Raw genomic sequence first — 22424 nt, forward strand, 5'->3', positions numbered from 1 at the left:
ATTATGTGATGTTTACAAAGGTATAATTAGTGAATGCCCAAAGCACCTTCCAGTCCAAGCAGATGTGCAGCACTGACGAATTTTTCAGAAGGCTGGTTCCAATCCAATTTAATTTGGCGATCTTTTGTCGAATTGACGAAGGCCAAAAGTAATTGTAAACCAGCAGTATCCGCTCGTTGCACATTGTTAGCTTGAACGATTATTTTGTCATGATCTTGCTGATCGACAAGCGCCTCTAATTGTTCATGTAAACCCTGCACACTGGCGATGGTTAAATTTTCAGGTAATTGAAAGTTAACTTCTGAAGCCACTTAGTTCTCCTCAATACTTTGAATCTGGATACTTCTCACCTAAGTCTAGACTTAGTTTGAAAACTTGCTACGAAAAGGCTTTATTTAAATGTGGAAATTGCAAGTGAGCACAAATAAAAAAAAACATTAGATTTTATTGAGTGGAAGGAATCGTCGAAAATAACCAAAGAGCATTAAAAAAACCCTACAAATCATAGAGTTTTACGCGCAAACACAAAGATTCAGGTGTCAAGAGAAAACTGCAATTTAGTTTCATCACTCCTGTATGATTAACTCTACAGCTAAGTGGTTCATCTTGGCTTATAGTTTTGTGTTACCCACTCATCAATTTTGTACTGCTCTATTTTATCGGCGATTTGCACTTCACAGCGTTTAAGATCTGCAACAAAACGCTGCAAGTTTTCAGACTTTAAGTGGCACTGCTGCCATTCCTGGCGGGCCTTTTCTAAAGTTATTTCTACTTGATTAAGGGTATTTTTTTGCTGGTCAATTAGTGTAGATAACTGTCCTAAAAAAAAACGCTTGGCAGCAAAATCATTTGCACGAACACCCTGAATATTCTGCTTAAAACGCATGTCATAGTCATGGTAGTAATTATTTAATTCTTCTAAGCGCTGGTGATGTGCTTGATAAGATTGTCGACATTGCTCCAATTTTTTTGCTGCTTGCTCCTCGTTTTTGCGAGCCATATCGATAACCACCGCAAGTCGAGCTGAGCGTGTCATTTCAGACTAGCGCCAGAAGTTGTCTTCTTGCTATTACTCGATGTACGAATGGGTTCTAGCACTCCAGATAGCATAGTTCGACTGTCTGACAAGGAACATACCTCGCCAATTTTTTGAGCAATAAACTTTTGTAAATGGGGAAAACGCTCTATAGCAAAATCTATCTCAGGATTACTGCCCGCTTTGTAGGCGCCAATCGTAATTAAATCTTGGTTTGCCCTATATAGAGCAAGACTTTGTTTAAACTTTTGCGCCATAGTAATATTTCCTTGCTCAACAATATTGGGCATAACCCGACTAACCGAAGCCTCAACATCGATAGCAGGGTAAATACCTTGTTCAGCCAATGCTCGTGATAGCACAATATGACCATCTAGAATGGCTCTTGCAGAGTCTGCTATAGGATCTTGCAAATCGTCACCTTCGGTAAGTACCGTATAAAATGCGGTAATAGAGCCACCGCCTTGACTGGCATTACCAGCACGTTCAACCAACTCTGGTATTTTTGAAAACACCGAAGGCGGATAACCTTTAGTTGCAGGAGGCTCACCTATAGCCAATGAGATTTCGCGTTGGGCCTGAGCAAAACGTGTGAGGGAATCCATTAACAGAAGAACACTCTTCCCCTGATCCCGATAATGTTCGGCAATACGTGTTGCCAGTTGGGCCGCACGCAAACGCATAAGCGGTGCTTCATCGGCAGGAGCTGCGACCACAGCAGCCCTCTGCAAACCGTCTTCACCGAGTATATGTTCAATAAACTCACGAACTTCTCTACCTCGTTCACCAATTAGCCCTACTACCACGACATCTGCTTGAGTAAAGCGGGTCATCATACCAAGCAAAACACTTTTACCTACACCACTACCAGCGAACAAGCCGATGCGTTGTCCCTTACCGATAGTTAATAGACTGTTAATAGCACGGATACCCACATCGAGGGGCTCGCAAATAGGATGACGACTAAGGGGATTAATAACGTTGGTGTTTAATTCTATTTGGCGACTGTTACTGATTGGCCCAAGATTATCAAGTGCTTGACCGAGTCCATTTAATACACGACCAATCAGATGATTGCCAAGTGAGACTTTTTTGTGATCACCGAGTGGAACAACTTTAGCACCTGGTTGTAAGCCTTCGATTTTTTGTACCGGCATTAAATAGGTAATTGAGTTATGAAACCCAACAACTTCAGCTTCGAGTTTATTTCCGTTGCTCAAATGCACATGGCACTGTTGTCCCACAGAAACATTCAGACCTACTGCCTCCAAAGTTAGCCCAACCAAACGTGTTAGTCGTCCAGATGCCTGAATAGGAGCATCTAGAAACTGGTACTGGCGGTATTTGTTTAGACATTGCTCTAATGCAAAGTCGTCAATCTCGCTATTAATCATATGTTTTACAGTCGACTTATCATAGCGTTGGGCCTTGGGGGGCACTGTGTTCATGAGTATTAGTCAAAGGTTTTTGGTCTGTATTTATATCAGATGTCTGATTCTCAGAAATACTCTCAGACTCTAAACTATCATTATTTTCTGGTTCATACGTAGTATTAACTTCCAGGTTCTCAGAAGTCTCACCGGGGAGATTATTTGAATCAATACTGCAGGAATAGTCTTCAATAGCTTGTAATTCCTTATCGTCAATATTACCGGTTTCTTGTACCTGTTGAATAAATTCAGTTAAACGTGCAGCCGTTGTATAATCCACTAAGCTCTCATTGGTTTCTACCCGACAACCGCCGCTTGGAATATTGTTATCTATCTTCAATCCCCAATCACGATCTTTTGCTGGTAGGTATTTATCAACTAAATCCACATCAGTTTGGTTAGCAAACACATTGATATTATGAGCTCCCACAGGCAGTGCAGCCAATGCTTTTTTAATAATGGCAAGAATAGATTGTGGAGAGTTTTTAATTTCCTGATCGATAATATGTTGTGCAAAGTGCACTGCCATACTTACTAAGATATCTTCCAAGGCGTTTTTTTGAGACTGCAACGGTTCGAACAAATGGCTGGTGAACTTACGTAGACTTCTTACTTCCTGCTCAATAAGGCTCTTTGTTTCCTTATACACTCGATTGTGGGCTTCTTTTTCACCTTTCTGCCGTCCTTTTTCAAAACCTTCGGTATAGCCTTGAGAAAAGCCTTCTTGCCTTGCTTCTTCTGTAATTTTCTGTAAGCTCTCTGCTGTAGGAAATTCACTTTCTTCTGGGTTTTCACAATCCTCAATTGCTTCTACATCTGAGTCTTTTTTTCTTTTTTCTTTTTCTTTTTTTGCGCTTAGTATCACACCCGAACCATCATCGATACTGGGTAAGGACCAGGTAGATATGGATTCTTCACTCTCTATATTTTCGAATGGAATACGATTAACTTGTTTCACACTATCCGTCATTTTTTTGCCTACTCCTTACTAACCGGAAAAATAAAAAGAGTACACATCATTATCAAACGCACTGCGAATATACTCTTAATTTTATAAAACTTATATTCAGCCCCTATATTATTTTTAATAAATTTTTATTTAGAAATATGAAACGCTATAACATATCTTCACCACCGCCACCGAGGTTGATTTCTCCGGCATCGGCCATTCGCCTGGCAATGGTAAGAATCTCTTTTTGCGCAGCTTCAACTTCTGAAACTTTAACAGGACCTTTCGCTTCAAGATCATCGGCAAGCAATTCTGCTGCCCGTTTAGACATATTGGAAAATATTTTTTCTTTAAGGATATCGTCAGAACCTTTAAGTGCAAGAATAAGAATATCAGAGGAGACTTCTCTAAGCAGTGCCTGAATGCCACGGTCGTCAACTTCTTTAAGATTTTCAAAGACAAACATAAGATCTTGAATTTGTGTGCCCAAGTCTTCGTCGACTTCTTTTATTGAATCTAGTAATTCGCCACTGACTGAGCTATCCAAGTTATTAACAATCTCAGCAGCCACTTTGTAGCCACCCATATCTTTGGTTTGTGAACCTGCATTACCAGCAAATTGTTTTTCTAAAATATCATTGAGTTCTTGTAATGCACTGGGCTGAACAGTATCTAAAGAAGCTACCCTTAACATAATGTCTAAACGCACTTTTTCTGGAAAAAAAGTCAGAACTTCTGCAGCTTGATCAGCATCGAGGTAAGCCATCACAATGGCTTGAATTTGTGGATGCTCATTGCGAATAATGTCTGCTACTGAACGAGCGTCCATCCATTTAAGCGTATCAAGACCTGTAGTATTACCTCCAAGCAAAATTCGATCTACTAAACTATCCGCTTTATCTTGGCCTAAAGCCGATACCAACATATTACGAATATACGCATCAGATCCCATCCCGAGCCCTGTTTGCGTACTAACTTCTTCCATAAAATTAGAAATAACAACCTCAACTTGATCCTGCTGCACATTGCTAAGGGCCGCCATTTCTGTCCCGATTCTTTGCACTTCTTTAGGCCCCATATGCTTGAGCACCTCGGCTGCAGCGGACTCTCCTAAAGACATCAACAGGATAGCCGCTTGCTGAATTTTGCTCATGCTTTTTTGTGGCGCGCCAGCACCGTCATTTGCCTCGCTCATTCTTCGCTAATCCAACGTTTAAGTACTTGCGCGACACGGCCAGCATCCTCGGCGACAAGGCCTTTGACTGCATTTAATTGTTGTTCATAGCTTTCTTCAGGGCTAGGTAGGCCCAGCGCATCACCCCCTGAAAGGGTCACGGTTTCATCAGATAGGGAGTCGAAAGAATCAATACCGGAAGCTTGCAAAGCTTCCATTTCTTTTCGTTCTTGTTCTTCTTTAGATTGCGCACCTGAGCCTGCCAGCGTTTTCAATACTGGTCGTACAAGCCCCATCAGCAAGGCGATAATAACTAGTGCTCCAGCTAAGGGCTTAAGGGCAGCTCGGAAAGCTTCGGACTCCCATATGGGTACATTCGCATCCAGATCGCTGAGATCTGGCAAATCAAAGAAAGACTCGTTTAATACGTTCACGCTGTCACCTCGCACCGCCGAAAAACCCACTGCGTCACGTACAAGTATAGCTAAACGCTCCAATTCATCCTCAGTCCATCGAATTTTTTCTGCTTCGCCCGACTCGGCATTGATAATCGCTTTATCATCAACCACTACCGCAACCGTCATACGACGGATTCGTCCCTTTTCGAAACGTGTGTAACTTACTGTACGGTCTAACTCGTAGTTCGTTGTCGACTGTGAGCGAGTGCGACTTGGCTGACCACCCTCGCCAGCACCGTCACCGCCACCGGCAACTTCTGGGGCGTTGCCATCGGCTGGTGGTTGATTAGCTAAAGCTCCAGGCACACCTCCTACTCCGGCTGCTCCCACTTGTTGCTCATCGACTTTATTCTCGCTTCGAACTGCAGGTAAATCCGGATTAAAACTTTCCTCTGTTTGCTCAATTTCAGTGAAATCAATATCTGCCGCCACTTCTGTTTTAAAGTTGCCGTCACCCAGTATAGGGGTCAATAAACGGCGAATACGCAAAATGATATCGTCCTCAATTTTGCGAGTGTAATCCAAATGCTGTGCGGCAATAGCAAGGCGTTCATCCTCCGCAGCTACTGACATTAGATTACCTTTTTGATCGACCACGGTAACATTTTCTATTTCTAATTCGGGGATGCTCGAAGCCACCAAGTTGGCAATCCCCCTAACCTGCTTAGGTTTTATTGGCCTTCCAGGATATAAATCGAGAAATACGGACGCGCTAGGCTTACGGCCGTCGCGCACAAAGACACTGCGTTTAGGAACTGCCAGATGCACCCGGGCGCTGCGCACAGAGTTTATACTGCTGATAGTGCGCGCCAGTTCCCCTTCTAAACCACGGCGGTAGCGCATAGACTCAATAAATTGGCTGGTACCAAGTTGTTGCTCTTGATCGAGCATCTCCAAACCGAAGCTGGTATCTCCTTGGATACCATTTTCTGCTAACAAAATACGAGCTTTGTGAACACTATCGACAGGCACAAGCATGGCACCGGTGGCGCCATCTATTTTATATGGAATGTCATTAAAATCTAAAACTCGGCCAACCTCTGACGAATCCAAACGTTCAAGACTACCGTACAAAGGTTTGTAATCTTCACCCAGACTCCAAAATGCGACAGCAATACCACAAGCAACACTAGCAGCTAAACCTATCATCAGGCCTGCTTGCCGGAATATATTTAAGCTATTGAAACCTTCGAGAACATCATCGCTGTTTCCAGTGTTGGCACCTGAGTCCGCCATGTAAACCTCAACTATTTAGCCAGACAATCAAATAGTTCATGATTAACTATTAAATCGGCATATTCATAACATCGCGATAAGCTTCCACTAAACGATTACGCACCTGCACCATGGCATCAAAGGCAACCCCCGATTTTTGTGAAGCGATCATTACCTCAGTAATATCGACATTAGGGTCGCCTTTGATATAGGCTTTCTGTAAAGCACCTGATGCTTGTTGCACTTCATTTACTTTATCGATCGCTTGGGACATAAGCTCGGAGAATTTTGGGCCGTTAATCGCTTCATTTTTTTTGGCGATATCGGTAGCGGCAGTGGCTCCGACACCATTGAAAGCTTGCGCTTTCATTGCTCGCATTTCCAAAAGTAAGCGATTGATATCCATCCGTTCAGTCATAGCAACGCCTTTTATATTTCTCGTTATAGTGACGGATTTACGTCACAAAATAAGATAATTATCAGAATGACAGGTATTGTGCACAATCCAGGCCAAACATTGCCGTGGGAAGTTTCTTGCCACATTTATGAGCGACGCGGACTTTTGGCATCAAAAGCTGATATCCGGGGTCAGAGATAAGCGAACGGTCAGATGTAATTTGGGAAGGATAAGGCATTTGCCATAAATAGGATGACGGTGTAGGTGTAGGTGTATCGAAGCCTTGCACTAGCAGCACTAGCACTATTTAGATAATGTATCTGGTTGATGGGCAATGAGGATTTGTATGAATCCTGACTATTTTAAATGAACAATAAGATTTAAAAATATTATTTAATAGTTCATAAATATAAATCGGTCAGTGCTCTAACATGTTAACTTAAACCAATGCACTTCTTTGTACTATTAACGATATAACTATAAAATTTAACTATATGGTTGTCACTGCGTTATCGTACTTTTCGTAACAAATGTCTTTTGTAGCGATTCCAATAGTAGAGAAAACTTCATCACTAAGAGGGTTTGTATAGAAGGGAAGGAGCACTAGGATAACATACCAAAGATACATACTCGCTAGGGAGCAGCACGTTAGTAAAGAATACAGATTCACTGCTATAGGCAGAGATTGACTGCTATAAAAATCACAACTTTAGGACAATCGAAATGAATCGATGGGTAATCTAGTAACGGCTAGCGTGGTAACACAATGCTATTAAATTACCCATAGCCTCGTATACTTTTCTCTATTATTCGTTTTCCAAGCTGTATCACAAATCGAAATCGAACTCTTGTAGTTCCCTTTGTAAACGCAGCTCTTCAATTTTATCTTCTAAACGTCGTCTTGCATCAGTGCCATTAAGAGGCTCGTCTTGTAACACAGCCGAATCATCCATAAGCCCTGAATTTAAAATAATAGTAGGTTCTAATACTTCAACACCCATAAATAATCTCCCGATCAATTTGTCATGAGTCTTGGGCCTACCAAAAATTTAATAAGCCCTGTATAAAAGTACAAAACAATAAGGCCTTATTGCGTGTTGCCAGTCTCTAAGAGTAATATGACAAATTGATTAAAAGCAATGGCTTTTTTACTTTTAACGATGTTTTTTTATTTTTTAGAGTAAATTATTATTATTTTTGAACTCTAATAACAAGGAATGTCTAATGTGAGCACTTTTTGACCTCAACAAAAGCCTTATAGCGCAGTTATCTCATTTGATGGGTTAGCTGTGGACACACATACTTAAAGAAAACACATACTTAAAAATACGTAAGTAATCATGGGTTATAACTATTTCACATTCTTACGTTGAGTCTTTACTTTGACTCCTTGCTTTGAATTTAAGTGATTCATCACACTTTAAATCAAGGCAAAATTGCCCCAAAAGCACTCACCTATTAACTCATCCATTGATAGTCTAGAGCTTTCTAATAGTGAATCGCTGATTCAAGGGTATATCCCTGCTCACGTAAACGTGCCAACTTATAACGCAATGTTCGTGGACTAATCCCTAAACGCTCTGCCGTATTCTTTTTGCTGCCGTTTTCTTGCCGTAGGGTTTTCACAATAATCTCGAACTCGTGGCGTTTCATATCTGCACCAAGTTGAGCATCTGCACCGAGTTGAACATCAGTGATCGGGTTATCCGAGGATTGCATTGTTTGCGCGGCAAGTGTGTGAATATTTTGTTTGCTGATATTCGCAGTTTCCGATACAACGGCATCGATAAGTGAAGGCTTTTCACTATAGTTATCAGCAATCTGTAGCCCTAAATCATCGCTGGAAATAATATCTCCAGGTTGCAATATAAGGGCACGCTGCATAACGTTATCTAACTCCCGAACATTGCCAGGCCAGGGGTAGCTCCATAGTGTTGTTATAGCTTGCTCACACAATTGCACATTGCTGCGCTTTTGCTTGATTGCATGTTTAGTTAGTAATGCTCGCGCCAAAGGAACGATATCTTCTTTGCGATCACGCAAAGGTGCCCATTGCAGTGGTAAAACGCTCAACCTAAAGTAAAGGTCTTCGCGAAACTTCCCGGCAGCCACCTCCTGTCTCATATCCCTATTTGAAGTCGCAATGACGCGCACATCTAATTTTATACTCTTACGTCCTCCCAGACGCTCTACTTCTCGTTCCTGCAACACACGCAATAATTTAGCTTGTAAGCCAAGATCCATTTCACTAATTTCATCGAGCAGAAGCGTGCCACCGTTGGCTTGCTCAAACTTTCCTGGGGCTGCTGCATGTGCACCAGTATAAGCTCCTTTTTCATGCCCGAATAACATCGCTTCAAGCATGTTCTCAGGTATTGCTGCACAATTTATTGCGACAAAAGGTTTACAAGCACGGGGAGACTTATCATGTACGTATTTCGCTAATACCTCTTTACCTGTGCCAGATTCCCCTAACAAAAGTACGGTGGATTCGGACTGAGCGACTCGAGCTGCCAACTGCAATAACTGTCGGCTGCTATCCGCCTGAGCAATAGGCTCATCCGAAATCGTTACGGACTGTCCAATAACCTTTTTCACTGTATCAACCAATAACTCAGATTCAAAAGGCTTCACTAAATAGTCTATCGCACCTTCTTTCATTGCTCTGACAGACTCGCTAATACTGGCGTAAGCGGTAATTAATAATACAGGAATATGGGAATAGTCTCGTTTCACTTTTACAAGTAAATCATAGCCACTCATTTGCCCCATATTAACGTCAGAAATAATTAGGTCGATATCTGAGTTTTTGCTCAGATATAAAAGAGCATCTTCCGCACAATGTTTACTTGCTACCTCCATATCATGAAGAGACAATGTATCGACCAAAGCTTCACGCAGTGCCGAGTCATCTTCAACCACTAAAATATTAGGTAATCTACGCATTTCTACAGTGTTTCCCATAGCTTTATCCTCTACATTGTCAGTGGCGTATTTGTTAAAACAGGAATTTCTATTAATGCTTCTGTGCCTTGCCCGGCTTGGGATAATAAGCGAAAGGTTCCGCCGTGGGCGCGCATAACCGATTGCACCACAGAAAGCCCTAGGCCTGTGCCCTGGGCTTTGGTTGTAACAAAAATTTCTTGGGCATTATCAAGAATATCTGCTGCCATCCCCTGCCCCCAATCGACTACTTTTATCACCGCTGTTTCATTTTTACCGTTACTAATACAGCTCATTTCAATGAGAATTTTCGGCGATTGGCCGCTGGCTTGAATACTGTTATTGACTAGATTCATTAATGCACTAATCAAAGCTTCACGATGACACTTTACTTGCTTAGTAGGATACTGATTATGCCATTGGCATCTTGAATTAGAAGTGGATAATGCCACTTCAGCAGCTTCCCTTAATCCCAGTTCTAAATCCGCAAGGCTGACAACATCATTCAGTGGTAGCTCACTTTTGACAAACAACATCATGTCTCTTACTTGTTTTTCCATATGTTGTAATCGACCATAGAGCTTATGAGAAAACTGATCACGTTTTTCATTGCAAATCGTGTCATTACATAGATGTCCAGCGTAGAGCATAGCGGCTGATAGAGGAGTTCTAATCTGATGAGCCAAAGTCGATACCATTTTTCCCATCGCCGAAAGTTTTTCATGATGGCTCAAACTTTCTTGTAATTTGCGAGTATCAGTTTGATCCGTTAATAAAATAATCTGGCCATCGTTGCCAAGCGAGCTGGTAGCGATACTAATTCTACGTCCATTGCGTGTCGACACTTCCAGTCCATCATCATTTTTAGGGGCAAAACACAGTTGAATAACTTCTCGCCACAGTTTTCCTTCTAAAGCGTTTGTGAGGAGTTCTCTAGCTGCTGGATTTGCTTCTAATATGTAACCCTTAGCATCGAGCACGATAACACCACCGGGCAAAAAATTGAGTAAGGCGCGCATTTGTTCCGCAATTTTTTGCTTCTTCTCATGCTCTTTTTCTTTCTCCTGTGCAACTTTATCTAATTCAAGAGTTAGCTGCTCAACACGCTTTTCCAATACCCGATATGAGCTTGAGAGCTGCTCAGATGTCTCATTGAAAAATTCAAAGGCAGCGGTCAACGTTTCCTGTTGTTGCGTGTTTATATCATCCGCTAATAGAGTATTCATATGCCTACGCAAACTCTGCCACTCCCGTATTACTGAGTAATTAAATTGTCTACATAAGTTATTGCAACGATATATGCATCGGCATAACAAATTGTAGAAGCGTCACTGTTGTGATAGTCACACAGTACACTGCAAAGGAGATGCCAGATTATTTTTTTACTTAAACTCAATAACTTACAAGAAATAAAGCTTAAATAGAAAAGGATATGTCAGTCTTTTGACAGAGAGAATAGCTGAAAAGGTGCTAAAGGTTATTTTAATGATGGAGACAACTTATTATAACAAGAAGCTTACTTTAATAAAGAAAGTTTAATTAAATTAGTCTTAAAACATAAAAATGGAAAAACTCTGAATGACTTAACTCTTTTTATAATACCACAGCCTAATCAAGCCGATCATTTTTGAACATAATCAAACCTTACAACACTAAAGTAGTGAAGAGAATCGTAGGAACAGAGAATGGCAACAATAGGAAAAATTACGAGTGGCGTTATTGCTTCAGCTACAAGTGCTTTTAAAGCAATTAAAAACCTTGTATTTAAATCAAGTCGTTCAACAGAAAACTTGTTTCCCGCAGGTAAATCTTTGATTGGTAATTTAAAAGATGATGCTGGCAATAATAAAACAAAGGCTTTTCGCTACGCACCAAATAACCTCTCACCTCAAGACCCTATGTTGACGAATCTTATGGAAGATAAATGGGACGAACAAGGTAGATATGTTCACAATGTATCAAGTGATGAGCTTAATCAAGCCAAACAAGCTTGGAAGCTAAATAAGGGTACACTTTCAAATAGAAGTAAACAGGCGAAGTTGGACTATATGTCGACAAAGTTAGCCGAAATAATTAATAAAAGAGTTAATCTCAAAGATGATTTGAAGTCGTCTTAGCTTAATCTGATATTTAGTTTTTAATTACTATGAATCTATCATGTTAAGCCAGAGCCGGGTAACACTATATATTTTACCCTCTCTGCAAACCATACTTTTTCATTTTTTCTACTAATGTGGTACGACGGATCATTAGTTGCTCAGCTGCTCTTGCCACTACGCCGCCGGTATTATCAAGGGCTTGTTGGATCAAACTAAGTTCAAGACCAGAAATATATTCTTTTAAATCAATACCATTTTCTGGCAATAAGGCAACGTCGCTAACAGAAACGACAGTCGGCTCGCACGAGCTTTCTTCAGCCGGAGCTGGCACTATGTCTTCTTCCATAACTTCCACATGACGATACTTGGCGGGCAAATCTTGCACTCCTACTACGCCGAATGGATGCATGATAGCCATGCGCTCTACCAGGTTAGCCAGTTCACGTACATTTCCATGCCAAGGGTGGCGGCAAAGAGACAGAATAGCTACTGAGTTAAAACGTATAGATCCTCGCTTTTCATGTTCTAATTTAGCCACTAGCTCATTAATAAGTAGGGGAATATCTTCCGAGCGCTCTCTTAAAGAAGGCATTTCAATAGGGAAGACATTTAAACGGTAATAAAGATCTTCGCGAAATTTCCCCTGTTCAATCATCTCTTCCAAGTTCCTATGAGTTGCTGCGATAATTCGCACATTGGTTTTAAAAAACTTGTTGCCGCCCACACGCTCGTATGATTTCTCTTGTAACACACGTAGAATTTTGACTTGCATATGTAGAGGCATATCGCCGATTTCGTCGAGAAATAACGTTCCTCCCTCCGCCAGCTCAAAACGCCCAGCACGAGCATTAACGGCCCCGGTAAAAGCTCCCTTCTCATGACCAAACAGCTCGCTTTCTAATAACTCGCTTGGGATAGCACCACAATTTACCGGCACAAAAGGATATTCTCTGCGGGCAGAATGATAGTGTAAATTACGGGCAACAACTTCTTTACCTGTACCAGACTCACCAGCGATAAGTACGGTAACATCCTTATCTGCAACCTGTGACATCATCGTACGTACGCTTTTTATTAGGCGACTGGTACCAACCAGGCTGCGAAATAAATGTGCTGGACGCCGATTGGACTGCTGATTCATTTGTTCTCGGGATTCGTTGTAGCGTTGCGCCCGATGAATGGCATCGTTTAAATCACTATAATTCAATTCATTACACATTCTGGCAACGATCATATGTTTGACATGAGGATCAAAATCTTCAGTTATTTCGACAGAATCACAGTTACTCAGTAACAAAATAGGAGTAAAACCATAAGTTTCGTGAATTTTCTTTAGAACTTTCTCGAGATTCTTATCGGTATTGACGAGGGATAATATAATCATTCCGATGGTTTTATCCATGTCTCTCGACTGTTCAGCACTTAGCCATTGACTCAGACCATAGCTGATCGAGTGCTCACCGATAAAATTTAGAATAACTTCAGAAGACTTTTGACTTTCCTCATTATCGTCCAAGATAAGAATATATGTATCGTTTAGCATGTCGTATATAACCCGCGACTTTATAACTATTACAACTATTAATCAATTGACCGATTAACCCAACAGACAAATATATCTTCCTAAGGTATTTGCTCATCACTTTTAAAATACAGCATCTTTACATCCTTTTACGAACATTAACTGGGCATAAATATTTACCGAGTTAATGATATATTACAGAAATGAATTTTCTCTTTTTCAACAAAAGTAGAGTCATTTAGTATTGATTACAGCTTTCAAATCTCGTGTAAAACCATGTAACAATACGGACAAAAGCAGGCGCCAAACGTCAAAAATCCATTAAACGAGGTAATAGCTAATTAATAGTCAATACTACGTCGATAGTCAAATTTTCGACACAACAGGATCGCCAACAGTAAAAGTAAGAAAAAGTGTTCGAGTCACGTCATTAGCAAAAGAAGAATAAAAAAGAGGCAACGACTTAAAATATTGCATATAAAACCACCGCAAAGAAGAAAAAAGCGACAAGCCTATTACTGCGGTATACAGCTAATGAATAAACTTCTTTAAAAATATAACTTAATATTTTTTAGAAATTTTTACTTAAATGGGTTGTATTGATGGGGGGAACTACTATCTTCCGGTAATTCAGCGAGTATCCTTGAGTACATTTTCAAAATATACTCAAGTTCATTAAGCAAGGACTTTGTATCTCGGCCTGGGTCTTCGAATACAAGGTTTAAGCATTCTGCCAGCTTCGTATCCCACTGTCGTAACTCATTCCAGTCCTTATTATGATAAGCCCGTTCTAGAGAGCGACGAGCTCGTGTCAGCTTAAATTGTGTCGCACTGATAATAGCCATTGCCAAACTCCAAGAACAATTGAGGTATACTCAGGATAACGGCAATAACTTGTCAAGCTTTAGCAATACCTTTACTTTTCTAAGGTTTTGAGCCTCTAATACTGCAGGGCACTAAATGCAAAGCTAAGGTGCTTACTTCTATTTTGTCTAAGGCAATAGTAAAAAATGTTATTTTTCTATTAAAGCACTATCCGTATCCATTTGATCCCAGCCAACCTTCACTTCGGTCAATAGCTCTCCTACTTCACTGACTGCTTTCAATTTATCATCTAATGGTGCACTATCAATGCGATCTAACATATAGTCATACAATGAATCCAAATTAGTAGCAATTTCACCACCATCTTCAAAATTCAAGCTACTTCTTAAACCGTTGATAATACCTACGATTTTTTGCAGCAGCACGTCAGCATCTTCTTGATTACCATGAGATATGGATGTCTTGGCCTGAGAAATTCGTTCTAAGCCACCATCCATTAACAGAGATATTAATTGATGGGATGAAATTTCATCTTGACTATTTTCAAGAGCCTTAGCTGCTGTAGTCGCTTGTATTGCCATTATAACTTCCTCTACTAATCTTAATACAAAGAGATATGAATATGTCTGATTTCTGACACTCATCGTTTATAGCTTAGTATTTGCAGGTTTAGTGCCATATTTTCAACACTAATCAGGCATTAAATTTGCGTATTTTTTTAGCGTATATAGATACGTACGATTGACGTCGCAGACACTACACCTAAAAATTTTATATTTAAACGAGAAAGAAAATGACCGAAGCTCTTGAATCTCTATTAATGCAAGCTGAATTGAAGAAGTTACAATTACAGGTAAGTCACCAGTTTGCTAAAAATATGGCTTTGTTTGAGCAAAGGTTTCCGGCAATACATGACAAATTCAAAAGCTTTCTCCCCGAAAAAATAGAATTAAAGCTTGATGGACAACAACAGCTTAACCTTCTTAATAGAGCAAGCAATACCTTTCTCTACTCTGATCCAGCGCATATTTACTGCGAAAAACAGGTGGAGTTATTCAAACAATCGCCCTATATAAACCGACTACGTATAGGCGAGTCAAAATCATATAATGATAGACACCTACATATTCGATATCTTAATGAGCTGGTAAAAGAATATGATACAGATAAAGCAACATGTTCGCTTTCCAGTAACGGTATTATTACTAATCTGGTAATGACTAGTATAGGCATTGGTTATCATCTTCCTATTTTAATAAAAGAATTAGACATTTATAACCTCTTTCTTTACGAAAGATCACTGGATATATTTTATGCTTGCCTACATGTTATCGATTGGCAACCCATTCTCGATCACTTCAAAGAAAATAATCGTTCAATAACTTTTTGCTTAGGCTTTGAACCAGATAGAGCTCTTATTGAAATTGAGCAATCTATAAGTCGAATAGGTTTACACAACCATGTATTTACCTTTTTATATAAACACACTAAAAGACAAGATGAACAAGATTTCTTTAAACACTATATAAAAGAAATAAATAATGCATCTAGTGGCCTTGGATATTACGACGACGAACAGATAGGCTTTGCACATACAATTCATAATTTAGCATTTCAACATCCAATATTTACAAGGCCGAAGCGTCGAAATGCACAACTGCCACCTGCATTTATTATTGGTAACGGCCCATCTTTGGATATGCATGAAGATTTTCTTAAGGAGAAATGTGATAATGCTATCATATTCTCTTGTGGGACGTCTTTCGGCTCTTTATCAAAGATAAAAGTAAAGCCTGACTTCCATGTGGAAATGGAAAGAACAATTTCAATGAAAGATCTACTTGATTTTGGAACCACAGAAGAAGACAGAGAAAATGTTACTCTATTATGTCTAAACCCGGTTTCTCCCAAATTGATATCATCATTTGACGACGTCTGCTTAGCATTAAAACCTAATGATATCGGTGAGGTTATTATACAAAGACACTACGACCAAAAAAAAATAATCAAACTCCCCTTTTCTAATCCTACCGTGTCTAACTCTGCTTTATCATTTGCAATTTCAATGGGTTTTAAGGAAATTTATCTTATCGGGGTGGACCTCGGATTAGCGGACAAAGGACAGCATCACTCAAAAAACAGCCCGCACTATAAACTTAATAAGCATATTAAAGATATCAAAGAAGTTATCTACACATACAATGATAGAAATTTTAAGACAAAGGGTAATTTTGGTGGAAAAGTAACAACTCACGCTACTCTCGATAGAGCACGGATATCTATCGAGCGATTACTACATTACACAAAAATAGCAATACCCGACTTCTGCTGTTTTAATTCGAATAATGGTGCCTACATACAAGGCACCACACCTATTAGCATTGATCAAATAAAAAACTTTAACGACATAAATAAAAGGCATGTAATAGAACAGATAAAGGATAACACATTCTTTTATCAGGATAAAAAAAGTACTGTAAATCTAAAAGATACAGGTTACCTAGATTATTTTTTCTCAATAGAAAAACAAGTACAACTCAAAACATCTATATCCAACGCCCAAGAATTCCACCAGGAGGCTGAACGTATTTATAAATTAATTAACAAGAAAAATGACGCCATTACACATATGTTACTAAGCGGCAGCATCAACCTTTTTCTAGGTTTGATTATGGAAAATTCTGCTTACTGCCTTGACAAAGAAAAGTATAAATCACAGGTAAAAAAAGGCATAAAGAAGTTTAATATATTCATGGAAAAAGTTTATATCAACATGAAAAATGAGCCTCTGCGTATCGACGACACTCATAATGATACTATACATCGGCTTAATCGAGAATCTCAAGATATTCAACAGGCAGAGTAGTAATACTATGAAGAGTAAAGAACACGCAATATTTATTAGTCAAAAAGAAAACTTTGCAGGTAATCATGGCTTGGTGATAAGAAGCTCGGCAATTTTTTATTATAAGTATTCACATAATTTTAAAAGTACTATCAGTTTTATGAACTACTGGTACATTAAACGCGATCTAAATGTAATGATAATTGCTTCAACAAGAGATATGAAGGGAAAGCTTGTGCTACGCGAAGCGGTTAATTTTGATCAGGGTAATGTTATTAATTATGAGCCGCAAATTCGTAATAAAGAAAATACCGATTACTTTGAAGGATCTGTTGAAATAGAAGTTTTTTCCAATACAAATATGGTCATACCTTATGCTGCCATTATGGCTGTATACACTATGACAAATAGTATTAGCATGGTACACAGCTACAGTAGAACTTACTCGCCTCACGAAGTGGAAGAAGCGCGCACGATTAGTATTGGACACGAGTCTTGTTGGACAATTCGAGACTCACAAGAGGTCAAATCATTTTGTGTTTTCCACAATGGCTATAGTATATGTGAACAACAAACTGTAATAATGGAACTTACAAATAGCACAGGAGAAAAAAAGCAAATTACCCTGGTGCTGCCACAGCTTGCACCGTTTCAAACCTACAAACTCTATCCTGCAGACCATTATCCCGAAATTATTGCATTTTTAAATAATCAAGCCGGGAATGCTTCCCTCTCCTATATTCTTTCGAATGCGTTTACACGTTTGCTTGTGGGCAATGAAAGTGCAAATGAAATGCAGGTAACTCATAGTAACTTTAATTATGCCATACACCAAACAGACTGTGTAGAAGACGGTACTTATGCTTATATGAATATCGTCAATACCGATTTTAATGACACTCAAGTGATTGTCTATCCCGATTGCCACAAGGGTCAATATAGTATGTTGATTGACGAAAAAGTTTACGATTTTGATGGCAGCAAACGTTTGCAAATAGACATCGAAAAAAATGCATTAGTGAAATTTAAACGCCATGACGGGCCACTTCCAATGCGTATAGTAACAGCTTACAGTGGCAAACAATCAAAAGACATTACACTACCATTTGAGTGCTCCTTAGGTATTCACCACGATAATTATCCTGCGAAACACAGTCATTGGGGCTTGGTGGCATGGTCAGAGAAATGTCGCAGCCAAGTGATAGTTCAGTTGCAAACCGAACTATTTGGTGAAATAGGCAACAGTGAAACGGTTCTCATCCACCTTCATTCTGCTCATATGCATAATACTTTACAAAAAACACTCAATTATCACGATATACAAGCGTTGCGAGAGGGACTGTACCTAGACCATTTATTTCCACAATGCGATAGCTTTTTAGGTGGGGATTTTGGTTACATTTACTTAACCAGCAGTTACCCAGGCTTTTCCTGCTTTACGACTATTGAAAATAATACAGGTAGTATGACATTTGAGCATACATTTTAGTTAGGGCTTGTTTAGTTAGAACCTGCTAACAGGCTCTAACTAAATATTAATGCTCATTAGTTACGAGAACGACCAAAGTTTTGAGTCCAAGTAAAATTAATTTCTGATGAACCAAACTCAGTAAATGAATTGCCCATAATATTGCGACAATGACCAGGACTATCAATCCAGTCTTCCATTACTTCTGGTATAGAGCGCTGCCCCCTTGCAATGTTTTCCCCAATTGAATTCCACAGATATCCAGTACGAGTTATACGATCTCTCAATTGCGAACCGTCGCTACTGGTGTGAGAGAAGAAACCATTGTCTACCATGTCTTGACTATGGGCTTGCGCCGCGTCTTTTAATAAACAGTGCCAAGCAAGTGCAGGCACCGCAGGCATATTATCAGTGCCGCAACTTCTGCTCTGTGCCCTAGCCTCATTAACTGCGGCCAACATATTGATATTAGCTTCGCTCATACACTGATCTATTACCGCTTGGGTAGTGCCACCAATGTTAGCTACTGTGTCAAAGCTGCGTCGCTGTTCCGTAAAGGTATCGCCATCAGCAGCCATTAAACGAGAAGATACAACAATAGTGTAGGTCTCGCTTGGCTTGAGGCGAGCATCGAAATTGATATCTAAGGAAGTTTCTCCATCACTATAGTTAATCGACATGGCTGTTCGCTGGTCGTTTTCATCTAGCACATAGACAGCTTGTTCATCGACAGTTGACGGGACTAAAGCCTTATTGAACGTAAGGGTTACAGTGCTTACCAGTGAACGATTTACCGCATTTGAATCGGGCGAACTACTGACAATATTGAAGCTACCTTGAGGCGCTGGTGTAGCAGTAGGCGTCGGCGTCGCGCTAGGGGCTGGTGTGGCTGAAGGCGTTGGCACTGGATTGGGCGCTGATGGGTCTGGCGTCGCCGTCGGGGTCGGGGTCGGACTTGCCGGCGCAGGTGTTGGCGTAGGAGAACCTGTGCTGCCTCCACCGGTTAAACTCCCCCCATCGGAGTCAGAGCTACCTCCACAGGCACTCAACAGGACAGTCAAACTGGCTGCCATAATTACATTGATACGATTTTCACTCTTAAACATAGATAACACCGGAGTAAAGATTAATTTACAGTTTGGGAGGTTAACAAATACCAATAGTAAGGTTTAGCCATATATCGATTTGAAAAATAACATATTTAATAAATGTGATAAGATCCCGATAACTGTTACCATAATCTATACATTTTCTTTTAAGAAAGTTATTCATATTGCTAAATTTATGGCTAATATATGACCAACCAAAAAAAGCGTGACGCACTTCACACGGAAATAAAAATTCGAGACGTTGTTAAATCAGAAGCGAGTGATCTATCTGAATTAGCTTTGCGTTCAAAAGCTTACTGGGGATATTCACCGGAATTTATGGAAGAGTGTACTGATGAATTGACATTTTCAGCAGCTCAAATTGAAAGTGCAGAATATATTTTTAAGGCCGCCGAAGACAGCCAAAAGATATTGGGGTTTTATGCTTTGCAAAAAATCGATACTAGCCGTTTTGAATTAGAAGCCCTCTTTGTCGACCCAGATCATATGGGAATAAAAGTAGGTACCGCGCTGATAGAAGATGCTAAGAAAACAGCTTTACAACAAGGTGCCCTATCCATTCACATTCAAAGCGACCCGAATGCCGAAACTTTTTATAAAAACGCCGGAGCGATCAATATTGGCCAGCGCGAATCAGGGAGTATTAGTGGCAGATTTCTACCTCTGTTAACAATAGATCTGCACTAACTAAAAGGCTATTACACTCTTAATTAAGCTTAAACCAGATGGCAACACACAAAGTGTGCACGAGTAAATACTATTACGGATTATCTACAATCAAACAACAAAGATTTCCTTAAACATAGCCACCACACGATTCACCGTTTCTCGGGTAACATGTCGATGATCGCCCTCCCAAGGATCTTGCGAGCATTCTTTTATAAGCTCGTAGCTAGGAAGGTAATATATATTCTCGTAGTTTTGTATCAATTCATCGATTGCTACCTTCAATACTGATTTAGAGTGAACGTTTGCATCGATAATATGATGAGTTTCGGATCGACCTGTAGCGAGTAATGGTATGGGAGATAAAGATATGACCAGTTTAAAATCAGGATTATAGCGACGAACAATTTCGACAAAACGACTCATACATTCGATATTCTCTTGCACACTTAATACTCTATGCTTTAAGAGATGATAAAATCCGGATTTCGGATTTCTTGATAATACTGTACCGTCTCGTAGTTGCCAGCACTCATTCAAGCCAGCGGTAAATATCATAACTTTTACTTTTGTTAGAACACGCCTCACCGCTGCAATATGTTTCGGATAATCATTAATATAAGACTGTTTATTAACAAAGAACACGTTCTCACGATAAGGATTCATATACATACCATTTTCCAATTTATTACAATACTGCTCAAAGTGTCGCAAATTGAATGCTCTTTGTGCTAGTTGTAACAGGCTTGGCGTATTAAATAAAATACCATAATTTGCACTGAACTTTGCGTATTTATCGCCGGCTTGATAGCCATCAACAATAATGCCATCTCTGGGATCATCTGCACGCTCTTCAACTAGATAATTAAATTTTTGCTCCTGTAGCGCTCGTGCAATTTCGAAAGCAAAGCAAGAACCAGCAGAGGCAACTGGTGTCGACATATCCATGATCTTATGATTTTTAACATAAGGTAATATATCAAAACGAGATCGAGGATGTTTCTTGTGCTTGGGGTCAGGCCACATAATGGCATTAGGATCCGGCTTTTCTTTTTTATGGTAACGATTCGCAGAGTGATAAAAATTTTTTTCAAAAGAGATAAGGTCTTGTAGATTTTTAATATCCTTGGGGTTAAAGATACCATTCCAATTTAGGTCATTGCGGAAAGACTGTTTAAGCTTAACCAGCAACTCATCTACAGTAAAATTGATACAAGCATTTCCATTACCAACGATATTGGTATATAAACGCAAACAATATTCCTTATCTTCAAAAATATTCTCCAGATGGTGTAGTAATGAGTAATGGCTATTTATTTTTCCATAAATGTCGAGCTCTATTATTTTTTCAGTATCGACAGCATTGTGTTCAGGCGAAGTTTCCACACACTCCTTCTGTTCGCTTTTTGTATTATACTTATCGTAAGCCGCTAATATTTCTCTAGCAGCATATTCAAAAGAGCGTCCCCCTTGTAAGGGTGAGAAGCCATATTGAATTAATTTTTTCCAGTGTAATGGGCTTGGGATATAACATAGTGTAAAGCAATGCCTGTTACAACCTTCTTTCGGACGCTTAATTTGGTGAATGCGCTTTGTCGGATTAAACATTATCGTATCACCAGCATTTAAGTTGGGCTCCTCCACTTGAAAGTTAATATCATAAAAATCCGTTAAGTCCGATATATCCACTTGCCTGTAGCGAATATCGTTAAGCAAGTAACCTACTTCCTTCAAGCGTTGAGTCGATTTGACATCGCCGAGGCGCGTAGTAGAACCGTGGTCACTAGTACTATCGAAGTAAGTGATAGTTTTGAGGTGTGTTGTCGGACCTGCATCGCAATGCCATTTATTCGCTGTAAACTTCGGTGAATCAGCGGCTTCAACCACGGACCAATTATACCATAATACGGCATAGTCACTACCGAAATAAGATTTAATGGCATTATCTATTTCGGGAGTAACAATTTTTTCTATAAGATCTATTGCTTTTTCTAAAGAGGTTCTAGCACCGGAACCATCCGCGTAATGAGTGAAGAATTCGTCAATATCACTAGCGTTGATAATACTTGGGAACATCGCGAAATGGTTATTGAAAACGCTACTGTGTTCAAAATGGTAATGGCAGGATTCTCGGGAATGGTTTAAAAGAGTATCGTAAGCACATTGCTTATCGTGGAAATCGTCTGAGTTTTTATAAACATTTGGCCTTAACTTATATTTTTCTTGCAGTTCCATTTCTATATTATTCATCATGGATGCCTCTTAGCGTCAAACTTTTGTCCTCTTAT

19 protein-coding genes are annotated in these 22424 nt (G+C 39.7%); 4 read left to right on the plus strand and 15 right to left on the minus strand.

The window, feature by feature from the left end; translation table 11 throughout:
• Positions 1–26: 26 nt before the first annotated feature.
• From BVC89_RS17845 to BVC89_RS17885, 10 genes are all read right to left on the minus strand, one after another.
• A complete protein-coding gene (locus BVC89_RS17845) occupies positions 27–311 on the minus strand; it encodes an STAS domain-containing protein (RefSeq protein ID WP_086932495.1) in 285 nt (94 codons plus the stop codon).
• A 290-nt stretch (positions 312–601) separates the two neighbouring features.
• A complete protein-coding gene (fliJ, locus tag BVC89_RS17850) occupies positions 602–1036 on the minus strand; it encodes a flagellar export protein FliJ (RefSeq protein WP_086932496.1) in 435 nt (144 codons plus the stop codon).
• Positions 1033–2430 (minus strand): flagellar protein export ATPase FliI, encoded by a 1398-nt coding sequence (gene fliI / locus BVC89_RS17855; RefSeq protein ID WP_086932497.1) that lies wholly within the window; start codon positions 2428–2430, stop codon positions 1033–1035. The genes fliJ and fliI overlap by 4 nt, the downstream gene beginning before the upstream one ends.
• 19 nt (positions 2431–2449) lie before the next feature.
• On the minus strand, positions 2450–3436 hold the full coding sequence (locus BVC89_RS17860) for a flagellar assembly protein FliH (protein ID WP_086932498.1): 987 nt from the start codon (positions 3434–3436) through the stop codon (positions 2450–2452).
• A 145-nt stretch (positions 3437–3581) separates the two neighbouring features.
• Positions 3582–4610 carry a flagellar motor switch protein FliG gene (gene fliG / locus BVC89_RS17865; RefSeq protein WP_086932499.1) on the minus strand — a complete coding sequence of 343 codons (1029 nt, stop codon included), beginning with the start codon at positions 4608–4610 and terminating at the stop codon, positions 3582–3584.
• Complete coding sequence (gene fliF, locus BVC89_RS17870; RefSeq protein ID WP_086932500.1) at positions 4607–6283, minus strand: flagellar basal-body MS-ring/collar protein FliF; 1677 nt, start codon at positions 6281–6283, stop codon at positions 4607–4609. The genes fliG and fliF overlap by 4 nt, the downstream gene beginning before the upstream one ends.
• A gap of 49 nt (positions 6284–6332) precedes the next feature.
• Complete coding sequence (gene fliE, locus BVC89_RS17875; protein ID WP_086932501.1) at positions 6333–6680, minus strand: flagellar hook-basal body complex protein FliE; 348 nt, start codon at positions 6678–6680, stop codon at positions 6333–6335.
• An 806-nt stretch (positions 6681–7486) separates the two neighbouring features.
• A complete protein-coding gene (locus BVC89_RS30075) occupies positions 7487–7660 on the minus strand; it encodes a PA3496 family putative envelope integrity protein (protein WP_173780735.1) in 174 nt (57 codons plus the stop codon).
• Between the two features lie 487 nt (positions 7661–8147).
• Positions 8148–9623 carry a sigma-54-dependent transcriptional regulator gene (locus BVC89_RS17880; protein ID WP_086932502.1) on the minus strand — a complete coding sequence of 492 codons (1476 nt, stop codon included), beginning with the start codon at positions 9621–9623 and terminating at the stop codon, positions 8148–8150.
• 11 nt (positions 9624–9634) lie between these two features.
• Positions 9635–10828, minus strand: coding sequence for a sensor histidine kinase (locus BVC89_RS17885; RefSeq protein ID WP_086932503.1), 1194 nt, complete (start codon positions 10826–10828; stop codon positions 9635–9637).
• 459 nt (positions 10829–11287) lie between these two features.
• Between BVC89_RS17885 and BVC89_RS17890 the strand changes: the two genes are divergently transcribed.
• Positions 11288–11719, plus strand: coding sequence for a hypothetical protein (locus BVC89_RS17890; protein ID WP_086932504.1), 432 nt, complete (start codon positions 11288–11290; stop codon positions 11717–11719).
• A 73-nt stretch (positions 11720–11792) separates the two neighbouring features.
• Here BVC89_RS17890 and BVC89_RS17895 read toward each other — a convergent pair whose 3' ends face one another.
• From BVC89_RS17895 to fliS, 3 genes are all read right to left on the minus strand, one after another.
• The gene (locus BVC89_RS17895; RefSeq protein WP_086932505.1) at positions 11793–13244 is read right to left on the minus strand and encodes a sigma-54 dependent transcriptional regulator; all 1452 of its coding nucleotides are present in this window, start codon (positions 13242–13244) and stop codon (positions 11793–11795) included.
• 560 nt (positions 13245–13804) lie between these two features.
• Entirely contained in the window at positions 13805–14068 is a 264-nt protein-coding gene (locus BVC89_RS17900; protein ID WP_086932506.1) for a hypothetical protein, read from the minus strand.
• 168 nt (positions 14069–14236) lie between these two features.
• Complete coding sequence (fliS, locus tag BVC89_RS17905; protein ID WP_086932507.1) at positions 14237–14629, minus strand: flagellar export chaperone FliS; 393 nt, start codon at positions 14627–14629, stop codon at positions 14237–14239.
• A gap of 212 nt (positions 14630–14841) precedes the next feature.
• Between fliS and BVC89_RS17910 the strand changes: the two genes are divergently transcribed.
• Together BVC89_RS17910 and BVC89_RS17915 are read left to right on the plus strand one after the other, a co-directional pair.
• The gene (locus BVC89_RS17910; protein WP_086932508.1) at positions 14842–16914 is read left to right on the plus strand and encodes a motility associated factor glycosyltransferase family protein; all 2073 of its coding nucleotides are present in this window, start codon (positions 14842–14844) and stop codon (positions 16912–16914) included.
• Between the two features lie 7 nt (positions 16915–16921).
• Positions 16922–18382 (plus strand): hypothetical protein, encoded by a 1461-nt coding sequence (locus tag BVC89_RS17915; protein WP_086932509.1) that lies wholly within the window; start codon positions 16922–16924, stop codon positions 18380–18382.
• Between the two features lie 56 nt (positions 18383–18438).
• On the opposite strand, the gene BVC89_RS17920 is transcribed toward BVC89_RS17915, so the two are convergent.
• On the minus strand, positions 18439–19467 hold the full coding sequence (locus tag BVC89_RS17920; RefSeq protein WP_103654281.1) for a CAP domain-containing protein: 1029 nt from the start codon (positions 19465–19467) through the stop codon (positions 18439–18441).
• A 189-nt stretch (positions 19468–19656) separates the two neighbouring features.
• On the opposite strand from BVC89_RS17920, the gene BVC89_RS17925 reads away from it, so the two are divergent.
• Entirely contained in the window at positions 19657–20157 is a 501-nt protein-coding gene (locus BVC89_RS17925; RefSeq protein ID WP_086932512.1) for a GNAT family N-acetyltransferase, read from the plus strand.
• A gap of 90 nt (positions 20158–20247) precedes the next feature.
• On the opposite strand, the gene BVC89_RS17930 is transcribed toward BVC89_RS17925, so the two are convergent.
• Complete coding sequence (locus BVC89_RS17930; RefSeq protein ID WP_086932513.1) at positions 20248–22389, minus strand: GSCFA domain-containing protein; 2142 nt, start codon at positions 22387–22389, stop codon at positions 20248–20250.
• Positions 22390–22424: the final 35 nt, after the last annotated feature.

The organism is Agarilytica rhodophyticola (genome assembly GCF_002157225.2).
GTDB classification, from domain to species: domain Bacteria; phylum Pseudomonadota; class Gammaproteobacteria; order Pseudomonadales; family Cellvibrionaceae; genus Agarilytica; species Agarilytica rhodophyticola.

Coding starts and splice junctions, on each gene's coding strand:
- fliJ (WP_086932496.1), bottom strand. CDS start 1,036: ATGACACGCTCAGCTCGACTTGCGGTGGTTATCGATATGGCTCGCAAA.
- fliI (WP_086932497.1), bottom strand. CDS start 2,430: ATGATTAATAGCGAGATTGACGACTTTGCATTAGAGCAATGTCTAAAC.
- BVC89_RS17860 (WP_086932498.1), bottom strand. CDS start 3,436: ATGACGGATAGTGTGAAACAAGTTAATCGTATTCCATTCGAAAATATA.
- fliG (WP_086932499.1), bottom strand. CDS start 4,610: ATGAGCGAGGCAAATGACGGTGCTGGCGCGCCACAAAAAAGCATGAGC.
- fliF (WP_086932500.1), bottom strand. CDS start 6,283: ATGGCGGACTCAGGTGCCAACACTGGAAACAGCGATGATGTTCTCGAA.
- fliE (WP_086932501.1), bottom strand. CDS start 6,680: ATGACTGAACGGATGGATATCAATCGCTTACTTTTGGAAATGCGAGCA.
- BVC89_RS30075 (WP_173780735.1), bottom strand. CDS start 7,660: ATGGGTGTTGAAGTATTAGAACCTACTATTATTTTAAATTCAGGGCTT.
- BVC89_RS17880 (WP_086932502.1), bottom strand. CDS start 9,623: ATGGGAAACACTGTAGAAATGCGTAGATTACCTAATATTTTAGTGGTT.
- BVC89_RS17885 (WP_086932503.1), bottom strand. CDS start 10,828: ATGAATACTCTATTAGCGGATGATATAAACACGCAACAACAGGAAACG.
- BVC89_RS17890 (WP_086932504.1), top strand. CDS start 11,288: ATGGCAACAATAGGAAAAATTACGAGTGGCGTTATTGCTTCAGCTACA.
- BVC89_RS17895 (WP_086932505.1), bottom strand. CDS start 13,244: ATGCTAAACGATACATATATTCTTATCTTGGACGATAATGAGGAAAGT.
- BVC89_RS17900 (WP_086932506.1), bottom strand. CDS start 14,068: ATGGCTATTATCAGTGCGACACAATTTAAGCTGACACGAGCTCGTCGC.
- fliS (WP_086932507.1), bottom strand. CDS start 14,629: ATGGCAATACAAGCGACTACAGCAGCTAAGGCTCTTGAAAATAGTCAA.
- BVC89_RS17910 (WP_086932508.1), top strand. CDS start 14,842: ATGACCGAAGCTCTTGAATCTCTATTAATGCAAGCTGAATTGAAGAAG.
- BVC89_RS17915 (WP_086932509.1), top strand. CDS start 16,922: ATGAAGAGTAAAGAACACGCAATATTTATTAGTCAAAAAGAAAACTTT.
- BVC89_RS17920 (WP_103654281.1), bottom strand. CDS start 19,467: ATGTTTAAGAGTGAAAATCGTATCAATGTAATTATGGCAGCCAGTTTG.
- BVC89_RS17925 (WP_086932512.1), top strand. CDS start 19,657: ATGACCAACCAAAAAAAGCGTGACGCACTTCACACGGAAATAAAAATT.
- BVC89_RS17930 (WP_086932513.1), bottom strand. CDS start 22,389: ATGATGAATAATATAGAAATGGAACTGCAAGAAAAATATAAGTTAAGG.